Source organism: Lysobacter niastensis (assembly GCF_015453285.1).
In the GTDB taxonomy this organism is placed as follows: domain Bacteria; phylum Pseudomonadota; class Gammaproteobacteria; order Xanthomonadales; family Xanthomonadaceae; genus Lysobacter_J; species Lysobacter_J niastensis.
Genome location: NZ_JADLZT010000008.1, coordinates 21,044 through 42,339, shown reverse-complemented (window position 1 = coordinate 42,339; position 21,296 = coordinate 21,044). Strand labels below are relative to the sequence as shown.

The window sequence follows — 21,296 nt, the reverse complement described above, 5'->3', positions numbered from 1 at the left end:
GACGGCGGCGGCACGGGCCGCCCCGTCCTTGCCGCCGAGGCTCTAAGATCGCGTCACTCAGATCGTGTGCGCGAACGAGGTGCCCATGAAAACCTACCTGGTCGGCGGCGCCGTCCGCGACCGCCTGCTGGGGCTGCCGGCGGGCGATCGCGATTTCGTCGTGGTCGGCGAGACACAGCCGTCGATGGAAGCGGCCGGCTTCAAGGCAGTGGGCCGCGACTTCCCGGTGTTCCTGCATCCGCAGACCGGCGAGGAATACGCGCTTGCGCGCACCGAACGCAAGTCCGGGCGCGGCTATCGCGGCTTTGTCGTCGACGCCGACCCGTCGGTGACGCTGGAACAGGATCTCGGTCGTCGCGATTTCACGATCAATGCGATCGCGCAGCACGAGGACGGCGAACTGATCGATCCGTATGGCGGCGTCGCCGACTTGCAGGCGCGCGTGCTGCGCCACGTCGGGCCGGCCTTCGCCGAGGACCCGCTGCGCGTGCTGCGCGCGGCGCGCTTCATGGCGCGCTTCGCCTCGCTGGGGTTCACGATTGCGCCGGAGACGATGGCGCTGATGCGGGAGATGACCGCTTCGGGCGAACTCGCCGAACTGACGCCCGAGCGCGTCTGGCAGGAGCTGCGCCGCGCACTGGCAAGCCCTTCGCCTTCGGCGTTCCTTCGCACGCTGCACGACGCCGGCGCGTTGCAGGTGGTACTGCCGGAGGTCGAAGCGCTGTACGGCGTGCCCCAGCGCGCGGAGTTCCATCCCGAGGTCGATACCGGGGTGCACGTCGAACTGGTCTGCGACGTGGCCGCGCGGCTCGCGCCCGGCGACGACCTGATCGGCTTCGCCGCGCTCACCCACGACCTGGGCAAGGCGCTCACGCCTGCCGATGTGCTGCCGCGCCACGTCGGCCACGAACAGGCCGGAGTCGCACCGCTGCGCGCGCTGTGCGAACGGCTGAAAGTCCCCGGCGAACATCGCCAGCTCGCCGAGGCCGTGTGCCGCGAACATCTCAACGTGCACCGTTTCGACGAACTGCGCGCGCAGACGGTGCATGAACTGATCGCGCGCTGCGATGGATTTCGCAAGCCAGAGCGTATCGCGCAGATCGCATTGGCCTGCGAGGCCGACAAGCGCGGCCGCACCGGCCATGCCGACGACGACTATCCGCCGGGCCGGGCGCTGGTCGCGGCGCACGCAGCCGCGATGGCGGTGCGCGCCACCGACCTGCCGAAAGATTCCCAGGGGAACGAACCGCAGGGCGCCGCGATAGGGGAAGCGCTCAGGCGGGCGCGGATCGCCGCGATCGCGCAGGCCACCGGGAAGGACTGAGGGCGAAAGTCAGCCCTCGGGACGTTCCTTGATTCCGGTGAGGATGTAGAGGATCACCGCGACGAAGATCGCGACACTGGCGGCGTCATAGAACCAATGGCCGGACAGGAAGAACCGGTTGATCGCAAAGGCGGCCGCGACGCACACGAGCGCCACCGCCATGGCCAGCAGCCATTTGGTGAAGGCTTTCATTCCTTCCTTGCCTTGTCGCCGCCCCGGGGCCCCGCGCAAGCATACACCCCGGCCTCGTCCGCAAAACGCCCGCCGGGAAGGACAACGGGCGGCCCAAGGCCGCCCGTCGCAGATCACGCCTTGAGCGCCGAGATCAGAACTCGTAGCTCATCTTCACGTACCACTCGCCGCCGTTGAAGCCGAACGGCGAGGACAGCGGGTACTGCGCGCCCAGGAAGTTGAGCGTGCCGTTGGTTTCCTTGTCCGGGTAGTTGTCGAAGATGTTGCTGCCGCCGACGGTGAAGTGGCCCTTGCCGTCGAACAGGTCCACGGTCACGGCCAGGTCGAACAGCCACTCCGAGCCGAACTCGCCCTTCTCACCGAAGGTGAAGTCCTCCCAGCTGTCGTAGTAGTTCGCGCGCGAGGTCACGGTGAAGTTCCACGGCGTGCGCCAGTCGAAGGTGATCACGCTGCGGTTGTTCGGCAGCTGGTTTTCCAGGTCGGCGACGCGCTCGGCGTCGATGACCGGCCGGGTCGTGCCGGGAACGATCGCGACGCTGTCGATTTCCTGCTTGTTGTAACTGTGGCGGAAGTCGAACACGCCGGTGCCCCAGTCGGCGAAGTCGGCGCGGTACACCGCCACCAGATCAACACCCTGGACCGTACTGTCGAAGCCGTTGACGAAGTACGACACCTGGCCCAGCAGTGCCGCGCCCGGCACGCCTGCATCGATCAGCGCCTGCTGCTCCGGCGAGCCCGGCACGATGTTGATCGTCTGCAGCGCGATGCGATCCTCGACTTCGATGTTGTAGTAGTCGATGGTGAAGCTGAACTTCTCGTTCGGCGCGTACACCAGGCCAGCCGAATAGGCGAACGATTCCTCGGCATCCAGCGGCTGCGAGCCCAGCGCGATCGCGGCGGGATGGTTGACCGGGAAGGTGCCCAGCGGCACCAGCGCGCCGGTGGAATCCGCCGTCGTGGTCACGTCGAGGGTGTTGAGCTGGCCCGGTGTCGGCGTGCGGAAACCGGTGTTGACCGTGGCGCGGAACGCCAGGGCATCGGTGGCTTCGAAACGCGACGACAGCTTCCAGTCGAGCGTGCTGTCGAAGCCCGACGAATCCTCATAGCGACCGGCCAGGCCCATGCTCAGCCGCTCGACCACGTCCGACTCCAGGTCGATGTAGGCGGCCCGGCTGTACTGGCTGAACTCGCCGGACGCTTCCGGCGAGTCGCCCTGGAAGCCGTCGGAGCCGAAGCCGAACAGCACGCCGGTCGGGCCGTTCTCGAACGACGCCGGATCACCGGGCTTGATCTTGTAGGTTTCCTCGCGCCACTCGGCGCCGAAGGCGACGTTGATCGGCGATGCAAAGAAGTCGTTCTGCCACGGATAGACGAAGTCGGCGTTGGCACCACGTTCGAACTGCGTGAGGTCGCCCGGCTTGAAGCTGGTCGGACTGGTGACGCCGAGGCTTGGGTTGATCGAGTTCACCATGGTGTAAATCATGTTGTTCTCGCCCTGGCGCAGGCTGACATCCCAGGTCAAGCCGCTACCGAGTTCGCCCCTGGCGCCGAACACGCCTTCGTAGTCATCCACGTCGGCGCCGAAGGTCGGCGTGTAGCCACCCGGGAAGCGGGAGAAGATCGGGTTGAGGGCGACGAAACCGGACGGGCTCGTCGCGCTCGCGGTCACGTAGTCGGCCGGGTTGAGGCCGCGCGCGCGGATGTCGTTGATGAGGGACTGCGCGACCGGATCCGGCAGTCCGTCGGCGCCGGCCGCGCCGGTCGCGTTGTTGACGCTGTCGACGAACAGCGTGTTGCGCGGGGTGACGCCCGGCACGCCTACCGGCGTGCGGTAGAAGAAGCTCGACTCGTACTCGGTTTCAGCGTAGCTGCCGAAGCCGTACAGGCTGACGCTGTCGTTGATCTTGTATTCGCCGTTCAAGAACGAACGCAGGCCCTTGCCGTCGGGGTCGCCCCAGCGCTGGCCCAGGCCTTCGAACGGAACCAGGTCGTTGCCGACGAACGCGCCCACCTGGGCAGCGTCGGCGCGCGGGATGCCGCGCGAGGTGTGGTCGCTGTCGAAGTACTCGAAGGTCATGTTGAAGAAGCCGTCTTCCGACAGCGGCGCGCCGAAGTTGATCGACGTGCGCCACTTGTCGCCGTCGCCCTCGTAGGTCGAGCCGTACTGGCCGTCGATGCGCACGCCTTCGGAGTAGTCGTTGAGCATGACGTTGATCACGCCGGCGATGGCGTCGGAACCGTACTGCGCCGAGGAGCCGTCGCGCAGCACTTCCACACGCTGGATCGCGGCCGACGGAATCAGGCTGTAGTCGACGGCCTGCGAGCCCTGGTTGACCGTGCCGAACGGCTCGACCTGCAGGTTCACCAGCGCGGAACGGTGGCGGCGCTTGCCGTTGATCAGCACCAGCGTCTGGTCGGGCGGCAGGTTGCGCAGGTTGGCCGGGCGCACGAACGCGGTGCCGTCGGCGATCGGGAAGCGCTGCGTGTTGAACGACGGCGCGATCACGGACAGCTGGTCGGTGAAGTCGGCCGAGGCCTGCTTCTCGAGGTCGGCCGGACGGAACACGTCGACCGGCGACAGCGTCTCGGTCGGCGAGCGTCCCTGGACGCGCGTACCGGTCACGACCAGCGTGTCCAGTTCGACGGGCGACTTGGCGGCGGCGGGCGCCGCCGGAGCGGCTGCCGGTGCCTGGGCGGGCGCGGGTGCCGGAGCGGCCTCCTGCGCGAGGCTGGGCATGGAAGCGCTGGCGATCAGCGCGGAGACAACGGCCAGGGTCAAGCGACTGCGAGCGATGGAAGGCATCTGCGGTTCCTTGGGCAGGTGGGCTCCCCTTGAGCCCCACCGCCTAGGTTTAACCAACCTTTAACCTTTGCGCAATCCCACCGAATCATTTGCAGAATCGGCTTTCATGGCGGTTTTTCCGCCAATGGGATGGCCGTTCGCGCTCAGCTGTGACCCCGGTCCAGCCGCAGCAGGACCGAAGCCCATGGCGCGGGCGCCAGCATCAATCCGGCCAGCGCACCCAGCGCATTGGCCAGGGCATCGGCCGAGTCGGCCTGGCGGGAGTCGGTCAGCGCACCCTGCGCGAACTCCAGCGCGACGCCCAGCGCGATCAGCCCGGCCGCCGCCAGCGCCTGCGCTCGCACCCGCGCGAACAACATCACCGCGTAGGCCGACAACAGCGCGTAGGCGAGGAAGTGTTCGAGCTTGTCGACACCGTCGAACGGCGCCGGCGGCAGGTCGCGCGCCGGCAGCAGCGACGTGACGACCACCGCCGCCAGCATCAGCAGCCAGATCGCCAGCCACAGATGCGGACGCCGGAACTCGCGCATCGCCGTCGTCACAGCCGGAAACTCAGGTCGCCGGCGAGGAACGCCGCGCCGAACTCGACGTCCTTCTGGAAGCCCATCGCCTGGAAGCGCTCGCCCATCTCGCTGGGCAGGGTCAGGCGCTTGACCTCCTGCGTGCGGCGCAGGCGCTCGCCGTCGTCGGCGATGTGCTCGATGCGCTCGAGCACGCCGGCCAGTCCATTGCCGAGCAGGAAGCTGGCCTGCGAACAGTAGCCGGCGAACTCGAAGCCGGCGCCGACGCCCGCCTCGGCCAGCGCGGTGAAATCCACCGACGAGGTGAGGTCCTGCAGGCCCGGCCACAGCAGCGGTTGGTCGTGCATGCGGTGTCGGTAGTACGCGCGCAGCGTGCCGTCGCTGCGCTCGGGCAGGTAGTACTCGCCGCGTGCATGGCCGTAGTCGACGAACAGCATCGCGCCTCGGCGCATGCCACCGGACACGGCCTGCAGCCAGTACGGTAGGTGCGGCAGCACTTCAGAACGGTAGCCATGCTCGAAGGCATGTCCGAGCTGGCGCTCGACATGACGCACGGCGTTGGACAGGAAGGCGTCGGCCGGGCGCAGTACCCGCACCAGCGCATCGCCTTCGATGGCGACGTGCTCCTCGTACACCTCGCCCGCTTCGATCGCGAAGCGTGGCGTCGGCAAGGCGTCGATGACCTCGTTGGCGAACAGCACGCCGTCCCAGTCGTCGGCGAACGGGCCGTCGAGCCACTCGACCAGTTCGAACAATGGCGGCGCCAGGCGTTGCTGCAGCCGCTCACGCTGGCGCTGGCGCAACTGCGCGCTCGGTTCGAGGATCGCGTAACGATCCGGCAGCGCGTCCAGCTCCATCAACCGCTTGAGCGCGACTTCGGCGAACGCACCGGTGCCGCCGCCGATTTCAAGGAATCGTGCATCGGGTCCGACCTGCTGCAATACCGGCGCCAGGCTTTCGGCCACGCAGGCGGCGAAGATCGGTCCGATCTCGGGCGCGGTGATGAAGTCGCCGCTCTCGCCGAACTTGCTCGCACCGGCGCTGTAGTACCCCAGACCCGGCGCATACAGCGCCAGCTCCATGAAGCGGGAGAACGGGATCGCGCCGCCGTTGCCGGCGATCTGCGCGCGAATCAGCGCCTGCAGCTTTCCGCTGTGCTCCAGCGCATCGGCATCGGGGACGGGCAGCGACTGCGCCTCTCGGCGGCGGTCATGGGCGCTGGGGGGCGGCGAATCGGTGGACATGGGGCAACTGCGTGGGACACTGGATGCTCAGGATACGGCACGTCCCGGAGAGTCCCGTCATGCCCGCCGCTTCGTCCCATCCCGTCGTGCTGGTCACCGGTGCCGCCAGGCGCATCGGTGCGGCGATCGCGCGCACCCTGCACGGCGCCGGATACGACATCGCGCTGCATCACCGCCATTCGGAGCGCGATGCACAGGCGCTGGCCGATGAACTGGAAGCGCGCCGCGCCGGCAGCACGCTGCTGCTGCAGGCAGACCTGGTCGAGTTCGACCGCATCCCGGAGCTGATCGCGCACACCGTCGGCCGCTTCGGCCGCCTCGATGCGCTGGTCAACAATGCCTCCACCTTCGTCACCTCGCCATTGGGCACGACCACGCCGGCGCTGTGGGACGAGGTACTGGCGAGCAACGCCCGCGCTCCGTTCTTCCTTGCGCAGGCGGCCATGCCCCACCTGCAGGCGCGACGCGGCGCGATCGTCAACATCACCGACATCTACGGCGAGCGCCCGCTGCGCGACCACGCGGTCTACTGCATGGCCAAGGCCGCGCTGCTGATGATGACGCGCTCGCTGGCGCTGGAACTCGGCCCCGGCGTGCGCGTCAACGCCGTCTCGCCCGGAGCCATCCTGTGGCCGCAGGACAGCAGCGACACCGCCGCGCAGCAGGCGATGCTGGCGCGTACGCCACTCGGACGCACCGGCACGCCGGAAGAAGTCGCCGAAGCGGTGCGCTGGCTGCTTCAGGATGCGCACTACAGCACCGGACAGGTGCTGCACCTGGATGGCGGAAGGATGCTGACTGCCTGAGGCCCCGGTTCCCGGTCAACGCTCATCCATGACCGGGAACCACCAGCTTCACCTGGCCTGGAACGCGCTCTCCAGCCCCAGCGCCTCGAACCCCGGCGGCGTCTCGTGCTCGGTGGCATAGCGATACAGCGCCGCCGAGTAGATGCCGCTGAGTGCCGCCTGGTACACACCCATCAACAGCAGCGCGCCGGCGAACAAGACGCCGATCGTCACCGCCGCCATCGGCGAGAAGTGCGCGGCAACCCAGACGAACAACACGCCCACCGCGATCACCGCGAAGGCGATCAGGCCGAATGCCAGGCCCATGCCGACGTTGCCGATGGCGTTCTCGCCCCACGTGCGCTTGAGCAGCCGCATGCTGCGCTTGAGCGCCTCGACCGGCGTGACCGCCTGGCTGACCAGCACCGGCACCACCAGGAAGGTGGCCAGCGTCCACGCGGTGCCCAGGCCTCCGCCGAGCAGACGCAACAGGACGTGGTTGTCGTCCTTCAGGCGCTTGAGAACCAGGCCGACCGTGGCGGCGATCGCGGCATAGCCGAGGATCGCCGGCAGGCGCGACTTGGCCGCGCCGAAACCGTCGGCCAGCGTCGGATCACCGCCTTCGAGGCGGATCATCGCCGCGCCGACCAGCGCGCAGTTGAAGAACACGATCACGCTGTACTGGCAGAAGTAGAACAGGAACATCCAGACCACGCCGGACACGCCGAAGCCGTGCTCGAACACGCGCCAGCCGACGACGGTCGACACGAACGTCGCCAGCACCAGCAGCGTGGCCGCGCCCGAGATCAGCGGAAACAGCATCAGTTCCTTGTCGGAGCGCAGCACCGCGGCGCTCGCCTTGACCAGCTCCCAACTGCGCGAGAACTTCTCGATCATCGGCTTATCCCCGGCCACCCCATGGGCCAAGGCCGCATCGTCCGGCCAGCCGGTGCCCGCCTGCAAGCGGTTTGCGCGCCGTCCGGCGCCATTCACCGCGACCTTCGTCGCAGATCGGCAACGTCAGAGCTCGAGCGACTCCAGCCCGGCGTCGTGGTCCGGATGCACGGCCCACAGATCGGCGAGCGTGCGCCCGGTGCCGGGCACCTCTATGTCCGGCGCGATTTCCGCCAGCGGCCGCAGCACGAACGCGTGCTTCAGCTCCGGCCGCGGAATTCGCAGGTTGCCCGGGCCTTCGATGACCTCGTCGTCGAACAGCACGATGTCGATGTCGAGCGTGCGGTCGCCGTAACGCGGCCCGCTGCGGTCGCGGCCCCACGCATCCTCGAGCGCATGCAGCCAGGCGTTGAGCGCGTGCGGGTCGAGATCGGTGTCGATCATCGCCGCGGCGTTGTGGAAATCGGGGCCATCGAAGCCGACCGCTCGCGTGCGGTACACCTTCGAGACCGTCACCGCGCCGAATCGCTCGCGCAGCGCGTCGATGGCGATGCGCAGGTGGAGGACGGCGTCGATGTTGCTGCCGAGACTGAGGTAGGCGCGACTCATGCGATGCGGCTGGGAATCAGGGTGCCGAGCGCTCGATCGTCACGCCGACGGCGCGCGCGCCGCGCACCGCGCCCGGCTTGCTCAGCTTGAGTTTCACCCGGCGCACGCCGAACTCGTCGAGGATGATCGCAGCGACGCGCTCGGCCAGCGTTTCGACCAGGCCGAAGTCCGACGACGAGACGTACTCGACGATGCGCTTGCTGACCGCCTTGTAGTTGAGCGTGTCCTCGATCGCATCGCTCGCCGCCGGGATGCGGTTGTCGAAGGCCATCTCGATGTCGAACACCAGCGTCTGGCGGATGCGCCGTTCCCAGTCGTAGATGCCGATCAGCGCCTCGATCTCGAGGCCTTCGATGAAGACGTGGTCCATGGGAAAGGGCGGAGCCGGAGGAACGGAGAATCGTAAAGCTTTCGGAGGCATTCCCCTCTCCCGCGTGCGGGAGGGGGCAAAAACAAAGGGCCGACTAGCCCACCGGCGCCAGGCTGGCCATGTCCCAGCGCGGCGTTACCTTCACCGAGGCGTCCTCGTGCTGCCCGGCCTGCAGGCGCAGCGCACCGGCGAAGGCGATCATCGCGCCGTTGTCCGTGCAGAACTGCGGACGCGGGAAGCTGACCCGGCCGCCACGCTTGCGGGCGGTCTCCTCGAGGCGGGCGCGCAGTCGCTTGTTCGCGCCGACGCCGCCGGCGACGACCAGCGTGTCGCAGCCGGCCGCGTCCAACGCGCGTTCGCACTTGATCGCCAGCGTCTCCACCACCGCATCCTCGAAGCCGCGCGCGATGTCGGCGCGGGTCTGGTCGGCACGGTCGCTGTTCTGCCAGGCCAGCAGCACCTGGGTCTTCAGGCCGCTGAAGCTGAAATCGAGCCCCGGCCGGTCCGTCATGGGCCGGGCGAACCTGAACACGCCCGGATTGCCCTGTTCAGCCAGCGCCGCCAGTTGCGGGCCACCGGGATACGGCAGGCCCATCAGCTTGGCGGTCTTGTCGAAAGCCTCACCGGCGGCGTCGTCCAGCGTCTCGCCGAGCAGGCGGTACTGGCCGATCGTCTCGACATGCACGAGCTGGGTATGGCCACCGGACACCAGCAGCGCCACGAACGGCGGCTCCGGGCGGCCACGGACGGGGTCGTCCTCCAGCAGCGGCGCCAGCAGGTGGCCCTCCATGTGGTGCACCGCTACGGCCGGGACGTCCAGGGCCCAGGCCATCGAGCGCGCGACGCCGGCCCCGACCAGCAGGGCCCCGACCAGGCCGGGTCCCGCCGTATAGGCGACGCCATCGAGGTCGGACGTGCTCAAGCCAGCCTCGGCCAGGGTCTGGCGGACCAGCGGCAGCAGCTTGCGCACATGGTCGCGGCTGGCCAGCTCAGGGACGACCCCGCCGTATTCGGCATGGAGGGCGATCTGACTATAGAGCGCGTGCGCGCGCAGTCCGGCGTCAGTGTCGTAGACGGCCACACCGGTCTCATCGCAGCTGGTTTCAATGCCTAGGACTTTCAAAGCGGTTCCGCGAAAGGTGGGACAATGGCCGTGCCGCAGGGCGCAAACGCCCGTGCCCACTGGGCCTGCGGCATGGATGTGGCCCTATGTTGCACCTTCAAGTAGCCCGTCGCTATAATGCGCGGCTCTTCCCCGGCCCCGACCGGGCTGGTTACCGAAATCGAGATCAAGTATGCCCAGCGTCAAAGTCCGCGAAAACGAGCCGTTTGAGTTTGCTCTGCGTCGCTTCAAGCGCACCTGCGAAAAGGCCGGTGTCCTGGCCGAGACCCGCAAGCGCGAGTTCTACGAGAAGCCGACCCAGGAACGCAAGCGCAAGGCCGCCGCAGCGGTGAAGCGTCAGGCGCGCCGCGCCTCGCGCGACGTGACCAAGCGTCAGCGCCTGTACTGATCGCGTCCGGCAGGCCCGCGCATCGCGCGGACTGCTTCTGAACGCCATCGAGAAGCCGGCCGCGCCTCAGCGCAGCCGGCTTTTTGTGTTCCCGGCGTTCCGCGTTCACCTCAACCCTGATCTGCGTCGCGCGCCCGCCGCCCGACCGCCATGCCAAGGAGCATCCCGATGAGCCTCAAGCAGCGCCTCACCGACGACATGAAGGCCGCGATGAAGAGCGGCGACAAGCACGGCCTCGGCGTGATCCGCCTGATCAACGCCGCGATCAAGCAGAAGGAAGTCGACGAGCGCATCGAGCTGGATGACGCCGCGGTGATCGCCGTGCTCGACAAGATGGTCAAGCAGCGCAAGGACTCGGTCACCCAGTACCAGGCCGCCGGCCGCGACGACCTGGCCAAGATCGAGCAGGACGAAATCGTCGTGATCGAGCGCTACATCCCCGCCAAGATGGGCGAGGCCGAGATCCTGGCCGCAATCGACGCCGCGATCGCCGAGACCGGTGCAACCGGCCCGGCCGACATGGGCAAGCTGATGGGGCCGTTGAAGGCCAAGCTCGCCGGACAGGCCGACATGGGCCAGGTGTCGGCACTGGTGAAGCAGCGCCTGGCCGGCTGAGCCACACCTTCTCGCGAGACGCCGCCTGCGGGCGGCGTTTTCGTTTCTGGCATCCTAGGTAACTGTGGCCCGCATCCCTGACGCCTTCATTGACGATCTATTGTCACGCTCCGACATCGTCGAGGTGATCGGCGCACGCGTGCCGCTGAAGCGCCAGGGCAAGGAGTATTCGGCGCGGTGCCCGTTCCACGACGAGCGCTCGCCCAGCTTCACGGTGTCGCCGACCAAGCAGTTCTATCACTGCTTCGGCTGCGGCGCGCACGGCACCGCGATCAGCTTCCTGATGAATTACGACCGCCTCGAGTTCCTCGACGCGGTCGAGGAACTGGCCAAGCGCGTCGGCATCGAAGTCCCGCGCGACACACTGCAGCGCAACGCCAATCCCGACAGCCTGGACCTCTATTCGGCGATGGAGGCTGCGGCGAAGTTCTTCCGCAAGCAGCTGGCGCAGGACGGCCGCGCGCTGGGCTACTTCGACAGCCGTGGCGTCGATGCCGACACGCGCGAACGTTTCGCCCTGGGCTATGCGCCCGACAGCTTCAACGCGCTGCGCGATGCGCTGGGCACCGACCCACGCCGCATGAAACTGCTCGAACGCGGCGGCATGTTCTCCAAGAACGATCGCGGCCACGTGTACGACAAGTTCCGCGACCGCGTGATGTTCCCGATCCTGGACCGGCGCGGCCGCACGATCGCGTTCGGCGGCCGCGTGCTCGGCGCATCGAAGGACGGCAAGGATGCAGGGCCGAAGTACCTAAACTCGCCCGAGACCGAGCTGTTCCACAAGGGCCGCGAGCTCTACGGCCTGTGGCAGGTGCGGCAGGCGCACAACAAGATCCCGCGACTGATCGTGGTCGAGGGCTACATGGACGTGATCGCGCTGTTCCAGAACGGCGTCGACACGGCCGTCGCGACGCTCGGCACCGCGACCACGCCCGATCACGCGGAGCTGCTGTTCCGCAACGCGCCGGACGTGTTCTTCTGCTTCGACGGCGACCGTGCCGGCCGCGGCGCCGCGTGGAAGGCGGTCGAGTCGGTACTGCCGCGCATGAAGGACGGGCGCCAGGCGTTCTTCCTGTTCCTGCCCGACGGCGAGGATCCGGATTCGCTGGTGCGCAAGGAAGGCCGCGAAGGTTTCGACGCGCGCCTGCAGCAGGCGACGCCGCTGTCGCAGTTCTTCTTCGACTCGCTGTCGACCGACGTCAACCTCGGCACGCTCGAAGGTCGGGGCCGCCTGGCCGAACGCGCCAAGCCACTGCTCGCACAGATCCCCGATGGCGCCTTCGGCGACCTGATGAAGCAGCGCCTGACCGAGCTGACCGGCGTCGGCGCGCGTCCCGCGCCGACCGAAACGCAGGCGGCGTCGCAGCGCGCGCGCGCTGGCGCGACAGCCGGACCGGCGACCAAGCCGTCGCTGGTGCGCAGCGCGATCACGGTGCTGCTGCAGCAGCCGGGCGTCGCACTGGCCCTGCCCTCGTCGCTGCACTTCGCCTCGCTCGATCAGCCCGGCGTCGGCCTGCTGGTCGAACTGATCGAGCTGGTGCACCAGCGCCCCGACATTTCCACGGGCCTGATCCTCGAGCATTTCGGCGACCGCAGCGAAGCGGCCGCGCTGACCAAGCTGGCGACCGCGCGCGCGGTCGAGACCACCGCTGCCACGCCGCTGGACTCGCGCGTACTGGACGATGCCGACAAGCGCCAGCAGACTTTCCTCGATGCGATCTCCCGGCTGGAGGCGCAGGCCATCCAGCAGCGCATCGACATCCTGCAGCCTCGCTTGTCTACGCTGGACGAAGCCGAGAAGCATGAGTTGCGCGAACTGCTGAGCCTTCTGCGCCCCAGTCGTCGTCAATAGCCCGCGAACCGGCCGTCAGATTCCCGCCCGTCCATCCTTCGACTCCGCTGCGCTACGCTCAGGACGAACGGTGAGTGGTCACGCCCGGCGGCGACTTCCGGCCCGACAGGCCTGCCGTTTGCAAGCTAAGCTCGGCGCATCCGATTTCGAATCTCCCGGGGAGCGCACGATGACGCCACTGCACCGCAGCCTCGCGCTGTCACTGCTGACGATGGCCAGCCTGTCGGCCGGCGCCGCACCACCGGCGACCCCCGTCGTGCGCGAGGAAGTCGGCAATCGCATCAGCGAGAACATCCCGGCGATTCCGCCGGCGCTGGTCGAACAGCTCAACCGCTACCAGAACACGCGCGGCGCCACGTTCGCAGGCTGGACCAGCGGCGGGTGCATGCTGATCAGCACGCGCTTCGCGGAAACCGCGCAGGCGCATCGCGTCTGCCAGCCGATGGGCATGCGCGAGCAGCTGACGTTCTATCCCGAGCCGCTCGCCACGATCGAAGCCGCGCCGGCCGCCTCGAAGCTGGATGGCTTCGTGTTCGGCAAGGACGTGGGCGGCAACGAGTTCTGGCAGTTGCACTGGTTCGACCTGCAGACGCGCGCGACGACGCTGCTGACCGACGGCAAGGCGCGCAACCAGAGCCCGCTGTTCTCGCACGACGGCAAGCGCTTTGCGTGGAGCAGCACGGCGCGCAACGGCAAGGACACCGACATCTGGGTGAAGGACTTCGCCGGAGGCACGCCGCGCACGCTGGTGACCGACGGCGGGCAGTGGACGCCGATGGACTTCTCGCCTGACGGCAAGCGCCTGCTGGTGATGAAGTACGTCTCGGCCGCCGAGTCGTATCCGGGAGCGGTCGAGGTCGACAGCGGCAAGCTGGAGATGTTCCCGGTCGATGGCGGCAAGGCCTCATTCAACGGCTTCCGCTTCGCGCCGGATGGCCGTGCGGTCTACTTCATCTCCGACGAACCGATCGATGGCAAGGCGCAGGAATTCCACACGCTGCGCTACCACGACCCGGCCACCGGCAAGTTCGAGGTACTGACCAACGCCACGCCGTGGGACGTCGAGGACCTCGAGATCTCGGATGACGGCAAGCACCTCGCCTACACCACCAACGAAGGCGGCATCTACAAACTGCACGTGCTGGCGCTGCCCTCGCACAATCCGGTGAAACTTCCGGAACTGCCGGTGGGCCTGGTCGTCAACGTCGGCTTCTCGCCGGACGGCAAGCGCCTGGCGGTGACGATGAACTCCGCCACCTCGCCCAGCGACGTCTACGTGATCGAGCTGGGCAACACGAAGCTCACACGCTGGACGCAGAGCGAGGTCGGCGGCCTGGATCCGTCGAAGTTCGTCGCACCGACGCTGGTCCACTTCCCGACGTTCGACCAGGTCGATGGCAAGCCTCGCACGATCCCGGCGTTCTACTACCGCCCAGCGAACGTACCGGCGGGCCGCAAACTGCCGGTGGTGATCAACATCCATGGCGGTCCCGAGGGCCAGTCGTTGCCGACGTTCAATCCGACCGCGCAGTTCCTGGCCAACGAACTCGGCGTGGCGATGCTGGTGCCGAACGTGCGCGGCTCGAGCGGTTACGGCAAGACCTACCTCGGCCTGGACAATGCCGAAAAGCGCGAGGACTCGGTCAAGGACATCGGCGCCCTGCTCGACTGGATCGCCCTGCAGCCGGAACTCGATGTGAAGCGCGTCGGCGTCTATGGCGGCAGCTACGGCGGCTACATGGTGCTGGCCTCGCTGATGCATTACAGCGATCGCATCCGTGCCGGCGTCGACATCGTCGGCATCTCGCACTTCGGCACGTTCCTGAAGAACACCGAGGTCTATCGCCAGGACCTGCGTCGCGCCGAGTACGGTGATGAGCGCGTACCGGAAATGGCAGCGGTGTTCGACCGGATCTCTCCGCTGAACCATGCCGACCGGATCCGCTCCAGGCTGTTCGTGGCGCAGGGCCGGAACGATCCGCGCGTGCCCTACACCGAGGCCGAGCAGATCGTGAAGGCGGTGCGCGGCAACGGCCAGCCGGTGTGGTACCTGCTCTACAGCGACGAGGGACATGGCTTCCGCAAGAAGAGCAATGTCGACTACTTCACCGCGGCGACGATGCTGTTCTGGCAACAGCACCTGATCGGGGATGCGCGCTGACGAAGAGCTCACGACATGACGAACCTGCTCGACAACATCTTCTGGCACGCCCTGTCCGGACCACAGGCGCACCTGTCCACCGGCACCGGCACGGCGCGCCGCTACGCGCCGGGCTTCTCGCCGATCGTCGGTTTCGCCGATCCGGAGCAGCCCGACTTCGATTCGCTGGCGCCGTACTGCGAGCCCGGCGAGCGCTTCTACTGCGATGGCTGGTCGGGGCCGGTGCCCGCCGGCTGGCGCGTGCTCGTCGAGTCGACGATGCTGAAGATGATCTGGGATGCTCCGATGCCGGCGGCCGACGAGGCGCCCGATGCGGTTCCGCTCGGCGCGTTGCACGTCGAGCAGGCAGTAGCGCTGGCGACGCTGACCAATCCCGGGCCGTTCGGCCCGCGAACGATCGAACTGGGCGACTACTTCGGCTACTTCGACGACGCACATGCAGAAGGCGGGCGGCTGATGGCGATGGCGGGCGAGCGCTCCTGCGCACTCGGCCTGCGCGAGATCAGCGGCGTGTGCACGCATCCCGATTACCAGGGACGCGGCCTTGCGCGCCGGCTGATGACCAAGCTGATCCGCCGCGAGATGCAGCGCGGCGAGACGCCGTTCCTGCATGTGATGAGCCGCAACGACACCGCACGCGGCATGTACGAGCGGATGGGCTTCCGGATCTACCGTGAGGTCGTGGTGCGCGTGGTCGCACTGGATCAGGACGCGCGATGATCAACGCCGCTCGCGTTGGGGTTCTGTTCCTCGCCATGGCGATGGCTGCCGGCTGCAGCGACAGTCGCGCCATCTCCTCATCGATCAGCGACCGGTTCAACGCCTCTGGCCGCAAGTCCATCGACCTTGCCGATGCTGTCCCGGGTCCGTGGAGCCGGGTCTGCGTGCTCGGGCCGTACTCGACCAACACCGTCGCCCGGCAGGCACTTGGGTTCGACTGGGATGCCGAGTCGCGCACCAATATCGAGCGGGACGACGGCATTGCGTTGTTGCTGTTCGTCGAAGGCGACGATGTTGTCGCCTACACCGAACATCCGCGCAGTGATGGCGATTTCACGAATCTCAGCGGGCAATGCTTTGCCCGCAACGCGGCCTGGTTCGTGCAGATCAACCGGCCGGAAACCGGGTGGCCGGGACTTTTCCCGGCCATGACATCGACGACAAGGAACCTCAGCGCGCGTTCCGCGCGTCCTTGACCACGTCGCCACCCTTCATCACGAACGGGACCGATTCCAGCAACGCCACGTCCTGGGTCGGATCGCCCGGAACGGCGACCAGGTCGGCCCAGCGACCCTGCGCAATCTCGCCGACGTCCTTGCGGCCCAGTGCCTCGGAGGCGGTGATCGTGGCGGCCTGGATCGCCTCCACCGGCGTCATGCCGTAGCGCACCATCACCGCGAACTGCTTGCCGTTGTCGCCGTGTGGATAGACGCCGGCATCGGTGCCGTAGACCATCTTCGCGCCGGCCGCGTGGGCCTTGCGGAAGTTTTCGCGCTGGATGTCGGCGACCTCACGGTCCTTGCGCAGGTTGTCCTCGAGCACGCCGTTCTTCTTGCCTTCGGACTGCGTGTACTCGGTGTTGTAGATGTCCATCGACAGCCACGCGCCGCGCTGTTTGGCGAGCTTGATGCCCTCGTCGTCGATCAGGCTGGCGTGTTCGATGGTGTCGACACCGGCGCGGATGGCGTCCTTGATGCCGGCAGCGCCGTGCGCGTGTGCTGCCACGCGCAGACCCCACTGGTGCGCCTCGTCCGCCACCGCCTTCATTTCCGCCAGGCTCATCTGCTGCTGGCCGGGCTCGGTGTTGCGCGAGAACACGCCGCCGGTCGCGCAGATCTTGATGACCTGGGCGCCGTACTTGCGAACCTCGCGCACGCTGTGACGCGCCTGGTCGGGCGTATCGGCGTTGTAGGGATTGTGTTCGTCCATCGACGGCGGGAAGTAGGTCGAGTCGCAATGGCCGCCCGTGGCGCCGAACGAGTACGCCGCAGTGACGATCCGCGGCCCCGTGAGCTTGCCCTCGTCGATCGCCTGGCGCAGGCCGACGTCGTTCCAGTCGGAGGATCCAACGTTGCGTACCGTGGTGAATCCGGCTTGCAGCGTGCGCTGCGCATGCACGACCGAAAGCGCCGACCAGAAACGGTCGTTGAACTGCAGTCCGGTGTACCCGCTGTAGGTGGGATCCGAGTCCAGGTGCACGTGCATGTCGATCAGGCCGGGCAGCAGCGTCATGTCGCCCAAGTCGTAGTGCGGCATGTCGGTGGTGACGAACTTGAGTCCGGGCCCGGTCTCGATGTCCTTGATGCGCCCGTCCTGCACCAGCACGGTGACGTCATGCAGCATCTTGCCCGTGCGCACATCGAGCATGCGCTTGGCGGTGACGACGGCACTGCCCCCCTCCGCGGCCATGGCGGTGCCCGCAAGGCCGAGCATGGCGCCGCACACAGCGACCTTGAGGGCGCGGGAAAGACGGCGGACGGACGGCTGACGGGCGGAACGATGGGCCATGATCGAGGCGCTGGTTGGCGAAGTGGCCGCGAGTATAGGCACGCCGCAACGCTCCGCCGCCAGTGCGGAACGATGCCTGGTTGGGCGGAACGCGGCAGTGGCCGCGAGGTGCGTGCGAGGTCAGGCCGCCGGTTGCAGCATGAACGCCGGGGCCGGCTGGAACCAGGGCAGCATCCAGTGGTCGAGCAGCAGGAAGGCGAACAGCGCCATCAGGTACACGATGGAGTAGTTGAACACCTTCATCGCGTACAGCTCGTCGGGCGGGTTCATCAGCTTCCAGGCGTAGCCCAGGAACACCACGCCCAGCACCAGCGCGCCGCCGAGGTAGAACAGCCCGCTCATGCCGGCCACCCACGGCAGCACCGTCACTGCCACCAGCAGCACCGTGTAGAACAGAATCTGCCAGCGCGTGTATTCAACGCCGTGCGTGACCGGCAGCATCGGCACCATCGCCCGCGCGTAATCCGCTCGGCGGAAGATCGCCAGCGCCCAGAAGTGCGGCGGCGTCCAAACGAAGATGATCAGCACCAGCAGCAGCGCGTGCGGCCAGTCCCACTCGCCCTGCATGCCGGTGATCGAGGCCCAGCCCAGCAGCGGCGGCGCCGCGCCGGCGATGCCGCCGATGACGATGTTCTGCGGCGTCGCGCGCTTGAGGAACACGGTGTAGACGACCGCGTAGCCGATCAGCGAGGCGAACGTCAGCACGGCGGTGATCGCGTTGACCCACAACACCAGGATCAGCATCGACAGCGCGGCGAGGATCAGCGCGAACACCAGCGCCTGCGCCGGCGTGATCTGTCCGGCGACGATCGGGCGCCACGACGTGCGCGCCATCTTGGCGTCGATGCGGGAGTCCAGCAGCTGGTTGATCGCAGCCGCACTGGACGCGGCCAGCCAGATGCCGATGAAGCCGAGCACGCCGCGCCGGGTCTCCTCCGCGGTCGGCAGCCCTTCGACCGCCAGGAACATGCCGACCAGCGCGGTGAACACGATCAGCGCAACGACGCGCGGCTTGGTCAGGTCCCAGTACTGGCGGAACGTGGCATGGCTCACGGCAACTTCCTCAATGCTCGGGCGGGCACAGGCGCGCCAGCAGCGACACCAGCACGAACAGCAGCAGCACGGCGCCGGCGTTGTGCAGCACTGCCACGGTCAGCGGCAGGCCCAGCTTCACGTTGGCGATGCCCAGCGCGACCTGCGCCAGCGTCAGCAGTCCCAGCAGCGTCGCCCAACCACGCATGCCCGGCGTGCGCAGCAGCTTCAGGGCGAACCACAGCAGGTAGACGAACACGACCAGGGCCATCATTCGGTGCGCCAGCTGGATGGCGATGCGCGCCTCGCCATCGAGGATGCCGCCCTCGTAGTCGACGCCGATGCCGCGCCAGAGCACGAAGCCCTCGCGGAAGTCGTGCGGCGGCCACCAGCGGCCCACGCAGGTCGGGAAGTCGTTGCCGCAGGCCAGCGCGGCGTAGTTGGCGCTGGTCCAGCCACCGAGCGCGATCTGCACGCCCAGCAGCACGAGGCCGATGATCACGAACTTGCGAAGCACATGCGCTTCGGCCAGGCGGATCGGCAGGGCAGTCGCACGCCACGCGCCCCACAGCAGCAAGGAGAACGTCAGCAGGCCGCCGAGCAGATGTCCCATCACGACGATCGGCTTGAGCAGCCAGGTCACCGTCCACATGCCCAGCAGGGCCTGGAAGATGATCACCGCCAGCGTCAGCGTCGAGTTGCGCGCCAGGTCGACATTGCTCCAGCGCAACGCGGCGAACAGCAGGATCGCCTCGGCCACGATCGCCAGCACCGAAGACGCGACGTGCTGCCCCTGCATGTACAGCGGAATGGCGATGGCGACCAGCGCGGAAGCGGCGAGCAGCTGCAGCACGCCATGGCGGCGCTTGCGTGCGGCCAGCAGGGCCAATCCCAGCACCAGCAGGCCGAGCGTGCCGGCGATCATGCGGTGGAACTGTTCACGCCACGCCTTGTGCACTTCGACCGGGCGGATCTCCGTCGCGACGTGGTCTACGACCTGGCTCGCGGCGGTCGGCCACGCGGCACGTCCGTAGCAGGTCGGCCAGTCGGGGCAGCTCAGTCCGGCGTTGGACAGGCGCACGAACGCGCCGAACACGATCACGCCGAACGCGAGGGCGACCGCGAGCCAGGCGATGCGATGGAAGTGCCTATAGACAGCCGGCCTGTAGGCAGCGGGCCTGTGGCCGGCGGACTTGGATGCAGCGGGTTTGGACATGCAGGGATTTCTCGCGCCTTCGTCACTTCAGCTTGAGCAGGCGGGACAGGTCGGTGCGCAGTCCGGCCGGATCGAAGCCCGGAGGGTAGCGCAGTATGACGAAGCCATAGGGGTCGATCACGTAGACCGGTACGCCGCGCGGGTCGTCGACCCTCGGCAGCGCTGCGCGCAGTGCGGGATTTCCCCGCAGCACGTGCAGCGTCGACGGGCGTGGCGCACCGGGCGGCAGGTCGCAACTGGCCTGCGGGCAGATCCACAGCACGTCGACATCGCTGGCGTCCTTGCCGAACAGCTGCCAGACGGTGTCGATGTCGTGCGCCAGCTTGGCGCACTGCGCGCCGCAGTCGGCCGGGGGCGCCAGCGCGATACGCCAGGTGCGCTCGGCGGGATTCCAGGGATAGGCGGCGCCGTCGACCTGCAGCGGCGCCACTTCGCGCAGATCGCCGGGGGGCTGCAGCAGTTCGCCGTGGTTCTTCATGCCCTGCGGGCGCCAGCCCGAGAAACGCAGCAGGCCGGCGGCCAGCATGCTGCCGAAGAACATCACCAGCAACAGCAGCAACAGGGTGCGGTTGCGCTTGCGGTCGGGATGGTGGTCGGTATGTTCGGTGGTCATGCGATGGACTCCTTATCCGCGACGCGACTTGCGGAAGGTGAGGATCAGCGCGGTGGCGAGCACCGCCAGCGCCAGCGCGAACCACTGCAGCGCGTAGCCGCGGTGCTGGTCGGGCGGCAAGGTGTTGGGCAGCAGTTCCAGGTCGCGCTCGTAGCCCAGCGGCAGCTTCGGATCCAGGCGCAGCACGCGCGGAGCCAGCGGGGCGGCCAGCGCGGCCTCGCGCTGGATCGCAGCCAGGTCGACACGGGTCATCAGCCATGCATCGCCCTGCCTGCCCATGGCCGGGCCCATCGCAAGGCCAGCCGATGGCGGCGGTACCAGTAGGCCCTGCACCGCGACACGTCCGGCCGGACGCGGTATCTCCGGCAGACGGCGATCGCCGGCGAGGGGCAGCCAGCCGAGGTCGACCAGCAGGGCCGCGCCCTGCTCCGGCCGGAAGATGCGGTAGACGCGAATGCCGGCACGGCCGTTGCGCTGCTGGTTGTCGAGCAGCAGCGGTGCGCTGTCGGTGAACTCGCCGCTGCCGCTGGCCCAGTCGTAACCACGCTCGCGTGACGGATCGGCCGCCAATGACAGCGCCTGCGGCGTCCGCGCCGTCATCACTTTCGCGGCGGCATCGAGCATCGCCTGCTTCTCGACCGCGCGGCGCGACTGCCACAGGCCGAGGTTGGCGAACAGGACGATCGCGAGCACCGCGAGCGTCCAGCCGACGACAAGGTTGCGCCTGCGGCTCACGACTTCCTCGTCCCCGGCTGCGATAATCCAGCCAACGCCCCGCCATGGAGCCTTTCGGAGGCCGCCATGAACGACTCGCTGAAAACCCTGCTGGTCATCGCTTTCCTGATCGTCATCGTCTGGAACCTGGGCGCCGGCCTCTACTACATGCTCGTCGACAAGGGCGAGAGCAAGCGCACGGTGAACGCGCTGACGCGGCGCATCGCGCTGTCTGTCGCCTTGATCCTGCTGGTGGTCCTGGCGATCAAGATGGGCTGGATCACGCCGCACGGCATCGGTTCCAACCCTCGCTGATACCGCCTGCGGCG

At 67.8% G+C, this 21,296-nt stretch carries 22 protein-coding genes; 9 read left to right on the top strand and 13 right to left on the bottom strand.

The features are described from left to right. Positions 1 to 85: 85 nt before the first annotated feature. Positions 86 to 1,324: a multifunctional CCA addition/repair protein gene (locus IU514_RS14620; RefSeq protein ID WP_194931877.1), complete on the top strand. Its 1,239-nt coding sequence runs from the start codon at positions 86 to 88 to the stop codon at positions 1,322 to 1,324. Between the two features lie 9 nt (positions 1,325 to 1,333). Here the strand turns inward: IU514_RS14620 and IU514_RS14615 are convergent, their stop codons facing one another. From IU514_RS14615 to IU514_RS14600, 4 genes are all read right to left on the bottom strand, one after another. Further along, positions 1,334 to 1,516 (bottom strand): hypothetical protein, encoded by a 183-nt coding sequence (locus tag IU514_RS14615; RefSeq protein WP_194931876.1) that lies wholly within the window; start codon positions 1,514 to 1,516, stop codon positions 1,334 to 1,336. A 133-nt stretch (positions 1,517 to 1,649) separates the two neighbouring features. Further along, positions 1,650 to 4,319: a TonB-dependent receptor plug domain-containing protein gene (locus IU514_RS14610; protein ID WP_194931875.1), complete on the bottom strand. Its 2,670-nt coding sequence runs from the start codon at positions 4,317 to 4,319 to the stop codon at positions 1,650 to 1,652. Between the two features lie 143 nt (positions 4,320 to 4,462). After that, positions 4,463 to 4,861, bottom strand: coding sequence for a VanZ family protein (locus tag IU514_RS14605; RefSeq protein WP_324187851.1), 399 nt, complete (start codon positions 4,859 to 4,861; stop codon positions 4,463 to 4,465). Further along, positions 4,858 to 6,084: a class I SAM-dependent methyltransferase gene (locus tag IU514_RS14600; protein WP_194931874.1), complete on the bottom strand. Its 1,227-nt coding sequence runs from the start codon at positions 6,082 to 6,084 to the stop codon at positions 4,858 to 4,860. Before IU514_RS14600 ends, IU514_RS14605 begins: the two co-directional genes overlap by 4 nt. A 59-nt stretch (positions 6,085 to 6,143) precedes the next feature. On the opposite strand from IU514_RS14600, the gene IU514_RS14595 reads away from it, so the two are divergent. After that, complete coding sequence (locus IU514_RS14595; protein WP_194931873.1) at positions 6,144 to 6,890, top strand: pteridine reductase; 747 nt, start codon at positions 6,144 to 6,146, stop codon at positions 6,888 to 6,890. Between the two features lie 48 nt (positions 6,891 to 6,938). Here the strand turns inward: IU514_RS14595 and IU514_RS14590 are convergent, their stop codons facing one another. From IU514_RS14590 to tsaD, 4 genes are all read right to left on the bottom strand, one after another. After that, positions 6,939 to 7,766, bottom strand: coding sequence for a DUF6159 family protein (locus IU514_RS14590; protein ID WP_194931872.1), 828 nt, complete (start codon positions 7,764 to 7,766; stop codon positions 6,939 to 6,941). A 123-nt stretch (positions 7,767 to 7,889) separates the two neighbouring features. After that, positions 7,890 to 8,372, bottom strand: a complete 483-nt coding sequence (gene folK / locus IU514_RS14585) for a 2-amino-4-hydroxy-6-hydroxymethyldihydropteridine diphosphokinase (protein WP_194931871.1) — start codon at positions 8,370 to 8,372, stop codon at positions 7,890 to 7,892. A gap of 16 nt (positions 8,373 to 8,388) precedes the next feature. Beyond that, positions 8,389 to 8,742 carry a dihydroneopterin aldolase gene (gene folB / locus IU514_RS14580; RefSeq protein ID WP_194931870.1) on the bottom strand — a complete coding sequence of 118 codons (354 nt, stop codon included), beginning with the start codon at positions 8,740 to 8,742 and terminating at the stop codon, positions 8,389 to 8,391. Between the two features lie 94 nt (positions 8,743 to 8,836). Beyond that, positions 8,837 to 9,865 carry a tRNA (adenosine(37)-N6)-threonylcarbamoyltransferase complex transferase subunit TsaD gene (tsaD, locus tag IU514_RS14575; protein WP_194931869.1) on the bottom strand — a complete coding sequence of 343 codons (1,029 nt, stop codon included), beginning with the start codon at positions 9,863 to 9,865 and terminating at the stop codon, positions 8,837 to 8,839. A 172-nt stretch (positions 9,866 to 10,037) separates the two neighbouring features. Here tsaD and rpsU point away from each other — a divergent pair, with 172 nt between their 5' ends. The 6 genes from rpsU (at position 10,038) to IU514_RS14545 (ending at position 16,080) form a co-directional block, all read left to right on the top strand. Continuing rightward, complete coding sequence (gene rpsU / locus IU514_RS14570) at positions 10,038 to 10,253, top strand: 30S ribosomal protein S21 (RefSeq protein WP_031371286.1); 216 nt, start codon at positions 10,038 to 10,040, stop codon at positions 10,251 to 10,253. 168 nt (positions 10,254 to 10,421) lie between these two features. After that, a complete protein-coding gene (locus IU514_RS14565) occupies positions 10,422 to 10,868 on the top strand; it encodes a GatB/YqeY domain-containing protein (RefSeq protein ID WP_194931868.1) in 447 nt (148 codons plus the stop codon). Between the two features lie 64 nt (positions 10,869 to 10,932). Further along, complete coding sequence (dnaG, locus tag IU514_RS14560) at positions 10,933 to 12,723, top strand: DNA primase (protein ID WP_194931867.1); 1,791 nt, start codon at positions 10,933 to 10,935, stop codon at positions 12,721 to 12,723. 169 nt (positions 12,724 to 12,892) lie between these two features. Next, positions 12,893 to 14,884, top strand: a complete 1,992-nt coding sequence (locus tag IU514_RS14555; protein WP_194931866.1) for a S9 family peptidase — start codon at positions 12,893 to 12,895, stop codon at positions 14,882 to 14,884. A 15-nt stretch (positions 14,885 to 14,899) separates the two neighbouring features. Next, complete coding sequence (locus IU514_RS14550; protein WP_194931865.1) at positions 14,900 to 15,604, top strand: GNAT family N-acetyltransferase; 705 nt, start codon at positions 14,900 to 14,902, stop codon at positions 15,602 to 15,604. 35 nt (positions 15,605 to 15,639) lie between these two features. Next, positions 15,640 to 16,080, top strand: a complete 441-nt coding sequence (locus IU514_RS14545; protein WP_194931864.1) for a hypothetical protein — start codon at positions 15,640 to 15,642, stop codon at positions 16,078 to 16,080. Here IU514_RS14545 and IU514_RS14540 read toward each other — a convergent pair. The 5 genes from IU514_RS14540 to IU514_RS14520 all read right to left on the bottom strand — a co-directional run bounded on the left by IU514_RS14540 (position 16,055) and on the right by IU514_RS14520 (position 20,988). Further along, positions 16,055 to 17,392, bottom strand: coding sequence for a Xaa-Pro dipeptidase (locus IU514_RS14540; protein WP_324187850.1), 1,338 nt, complete (start codon positions 17,390 to 17,392; stop codon positions 16,055 to 16,057). The two genes, IU514_RS14545 and IU514_RS14540, sit on opposite strands and share 26 nt — an antisense overlap. A 120-nt stretch (positions 17,393 to 17,512) precedes the next feature. After that, positions 17,513 to 18,445: a heme o synthase gene (gene cyoE, locus IU514_RS14535; RefSeq protein ID WP_194931863.1), complete on the bottom strand. Its 933-nt coding sequence runs from the start codon at positions 18,443 to 18,445 to the stop codon at positions 17,513 to 17,515. A 10-nt stretch (positions 18,446 to 18,455) separates the two neighbouring features. Continuing rightward, positions 18,456 to 19,640 carry a COX15/CtaA family protein gene (locus IU514_RS14530; protein WP_194931862.1) on the bottom strand — a complete coding sequence of 395 codons (1,185 nt, stop codon included), beginning with the start codon at positions 19,638 to 19,640 and terminating at the stop codon, positions 18,456 to 18,458. Between the two features lie 22 nt (positions 19,641 to 19,662). After that, a complete protein-coding gene (locus tag IU514_RS14525) occupies positions 19,663 to 20,253 on the bottom strand; it encodes a hypothetical protein (protein ID WP_194931861.1) in 591 nt (196 codons plus the stop codon). Between the two features lie 12 nt (positions 20,254 to 20,265). Next, complete coding sequence (locus tag IU514_RS14520) at positions 20,266 to 20,988, bottom strand: SURF1 family protein (RefSeq protein WP_194931860.1); 723 nt, start codon at positions 20,986 to 20,988, stop codon at positions 20,266 to 20,268. 66 nt (positions 20,989 to 21,054) lie between these two features. Between IU514_RS14520 and IU514_RS14515 the strand changes: the two genes are divergently transcribed. Further along, the gene (locus IU514_RS14515; RefSeq protein ID WP_194931859.1) at positions 21,055 to 21,282 is read left to right on the top strand and encodes a twin transmembrane helix small protein; all 228 of its coding nucleotides are present in this window, start codon (positions 21,055 to 21,057) and stop codon (positions 21,280 to 21,282) included. Positions 21,283 to 21,296 lie beyond the last annotated feature (14 nt).

Coding starts and splice junctions, on each gene's coding strand:
- IU514_RS14620 (WP_194931877.1), top strand. CDS start 86: ATGAAAACCTACCTGGTCGGCGGCGCCGTCCGCGACCGCCTGCTGGGG.
- IU514_RS14590 (WP_194931872.1), bottom strand. CDS start 7,766: ATGATCGAGAAGTTCTCGCGCAGTTGGGAGCTGGTCAAGGCGAGCGCC.
- IU514_RS14615 (WP_194931876.1), bottom strand. CDS start 1,516: ATGAAAGCCTTCACCAAATGGCTGCTGGCCATGGCGGTGGCGCTCGTG.
- IU514_RS14565 (WP_194931868.1), top strand. CDS start 10,422: ATGAGCCTCAAGCAGCGCCTCACCGACGACATGAAGGCCGCGATGAAG.
- IU514_RS14595 (WP_194931873.1), top strand. CDS start 6,144: ATGCCCGCCGCTTCGTCCCATCCCGTCGTGCTGGTCACCGGTGCCGCC.
- IU514_RS14555 (WP_194931866.1), top strand. CDS start 12,893: ATGACGCCACTGCACCGCAGCCTCGCGCTGTCACTGCTGACGATGGCC.
- folB (WP_194931870.1), bottom strand. CDS start 8,742: ATGGACCACGTCTTCATCGAAGGCCTCGAGATCGAGGCGCTGATCGGC.
- IU514_RS14610 (WP_194931875.1), bottom strand. CDS start 4,319: ATGCCTTCCATCGCTCGCAGTCGCTTGACCCTGGCCGTTGTCTCCGCG.
- folK (WP_194931871.1), bottom strand. CDS start 8,372: ATGAGTCGCGCCTACCTCAGTCTCGGCAGCAACATCGACGCCGTCCTC.
- IU514_RS14550 (WP_194931865.1), top strand. CDS start 14,900: ATGACGAACCTGCTCGACAACATCTTCTGGCACGCCCTGTCCGGACCA.
- IU514_RS14515 (WP_194931859.1), top strand. CDS start 21,055: ATGAACGACTCGCTGAAAACCCTGCTGGTCATCGCTTTCCTGATCGTC.
- IU514_RS14530 (WP_194931862.1), bottom strand. CDS start 19,640: ATGTCCAAACCCGCTGCATCCAAGTCCGCCGGCCACAGGCCCGCTGCC.
- IU514_RS14525 (WP_194931861.1), bottom strand. CDS start 20,253: ATGACCACCGAACATACCGACCACCATCCCGACCGCAAGCGCAACCGC.
- rpsU (WP_031371286.1), top strand. CDS start 10,038: ATGCCCAGCGTCAAAGTCCGCGAAAACGAGCCGTTTGAGTTTGCTCTG.
- IU514_RS14540 (WP_324187850.1), bottom strand. CDS start 17,392: ATGGCCCATCGTTCCGCCCGTCAGCCGTCCGTCCGCCGTCTTTCCCGC.
- IU514_RS14600 (WP_194931874.1), bottom strand. CDS start 6,084: ATGTCCACCGATTCGCCGCCCCCCAGCGCCCATGACCGCCGCCGAGAG.
- IU514_RS14545 (WP_194931864.1), top strand. CDS start 15,640: ATGGCGATGGCTGCCGGCTGCAGCGACAGTCGCGCCATCTCCTCATCG.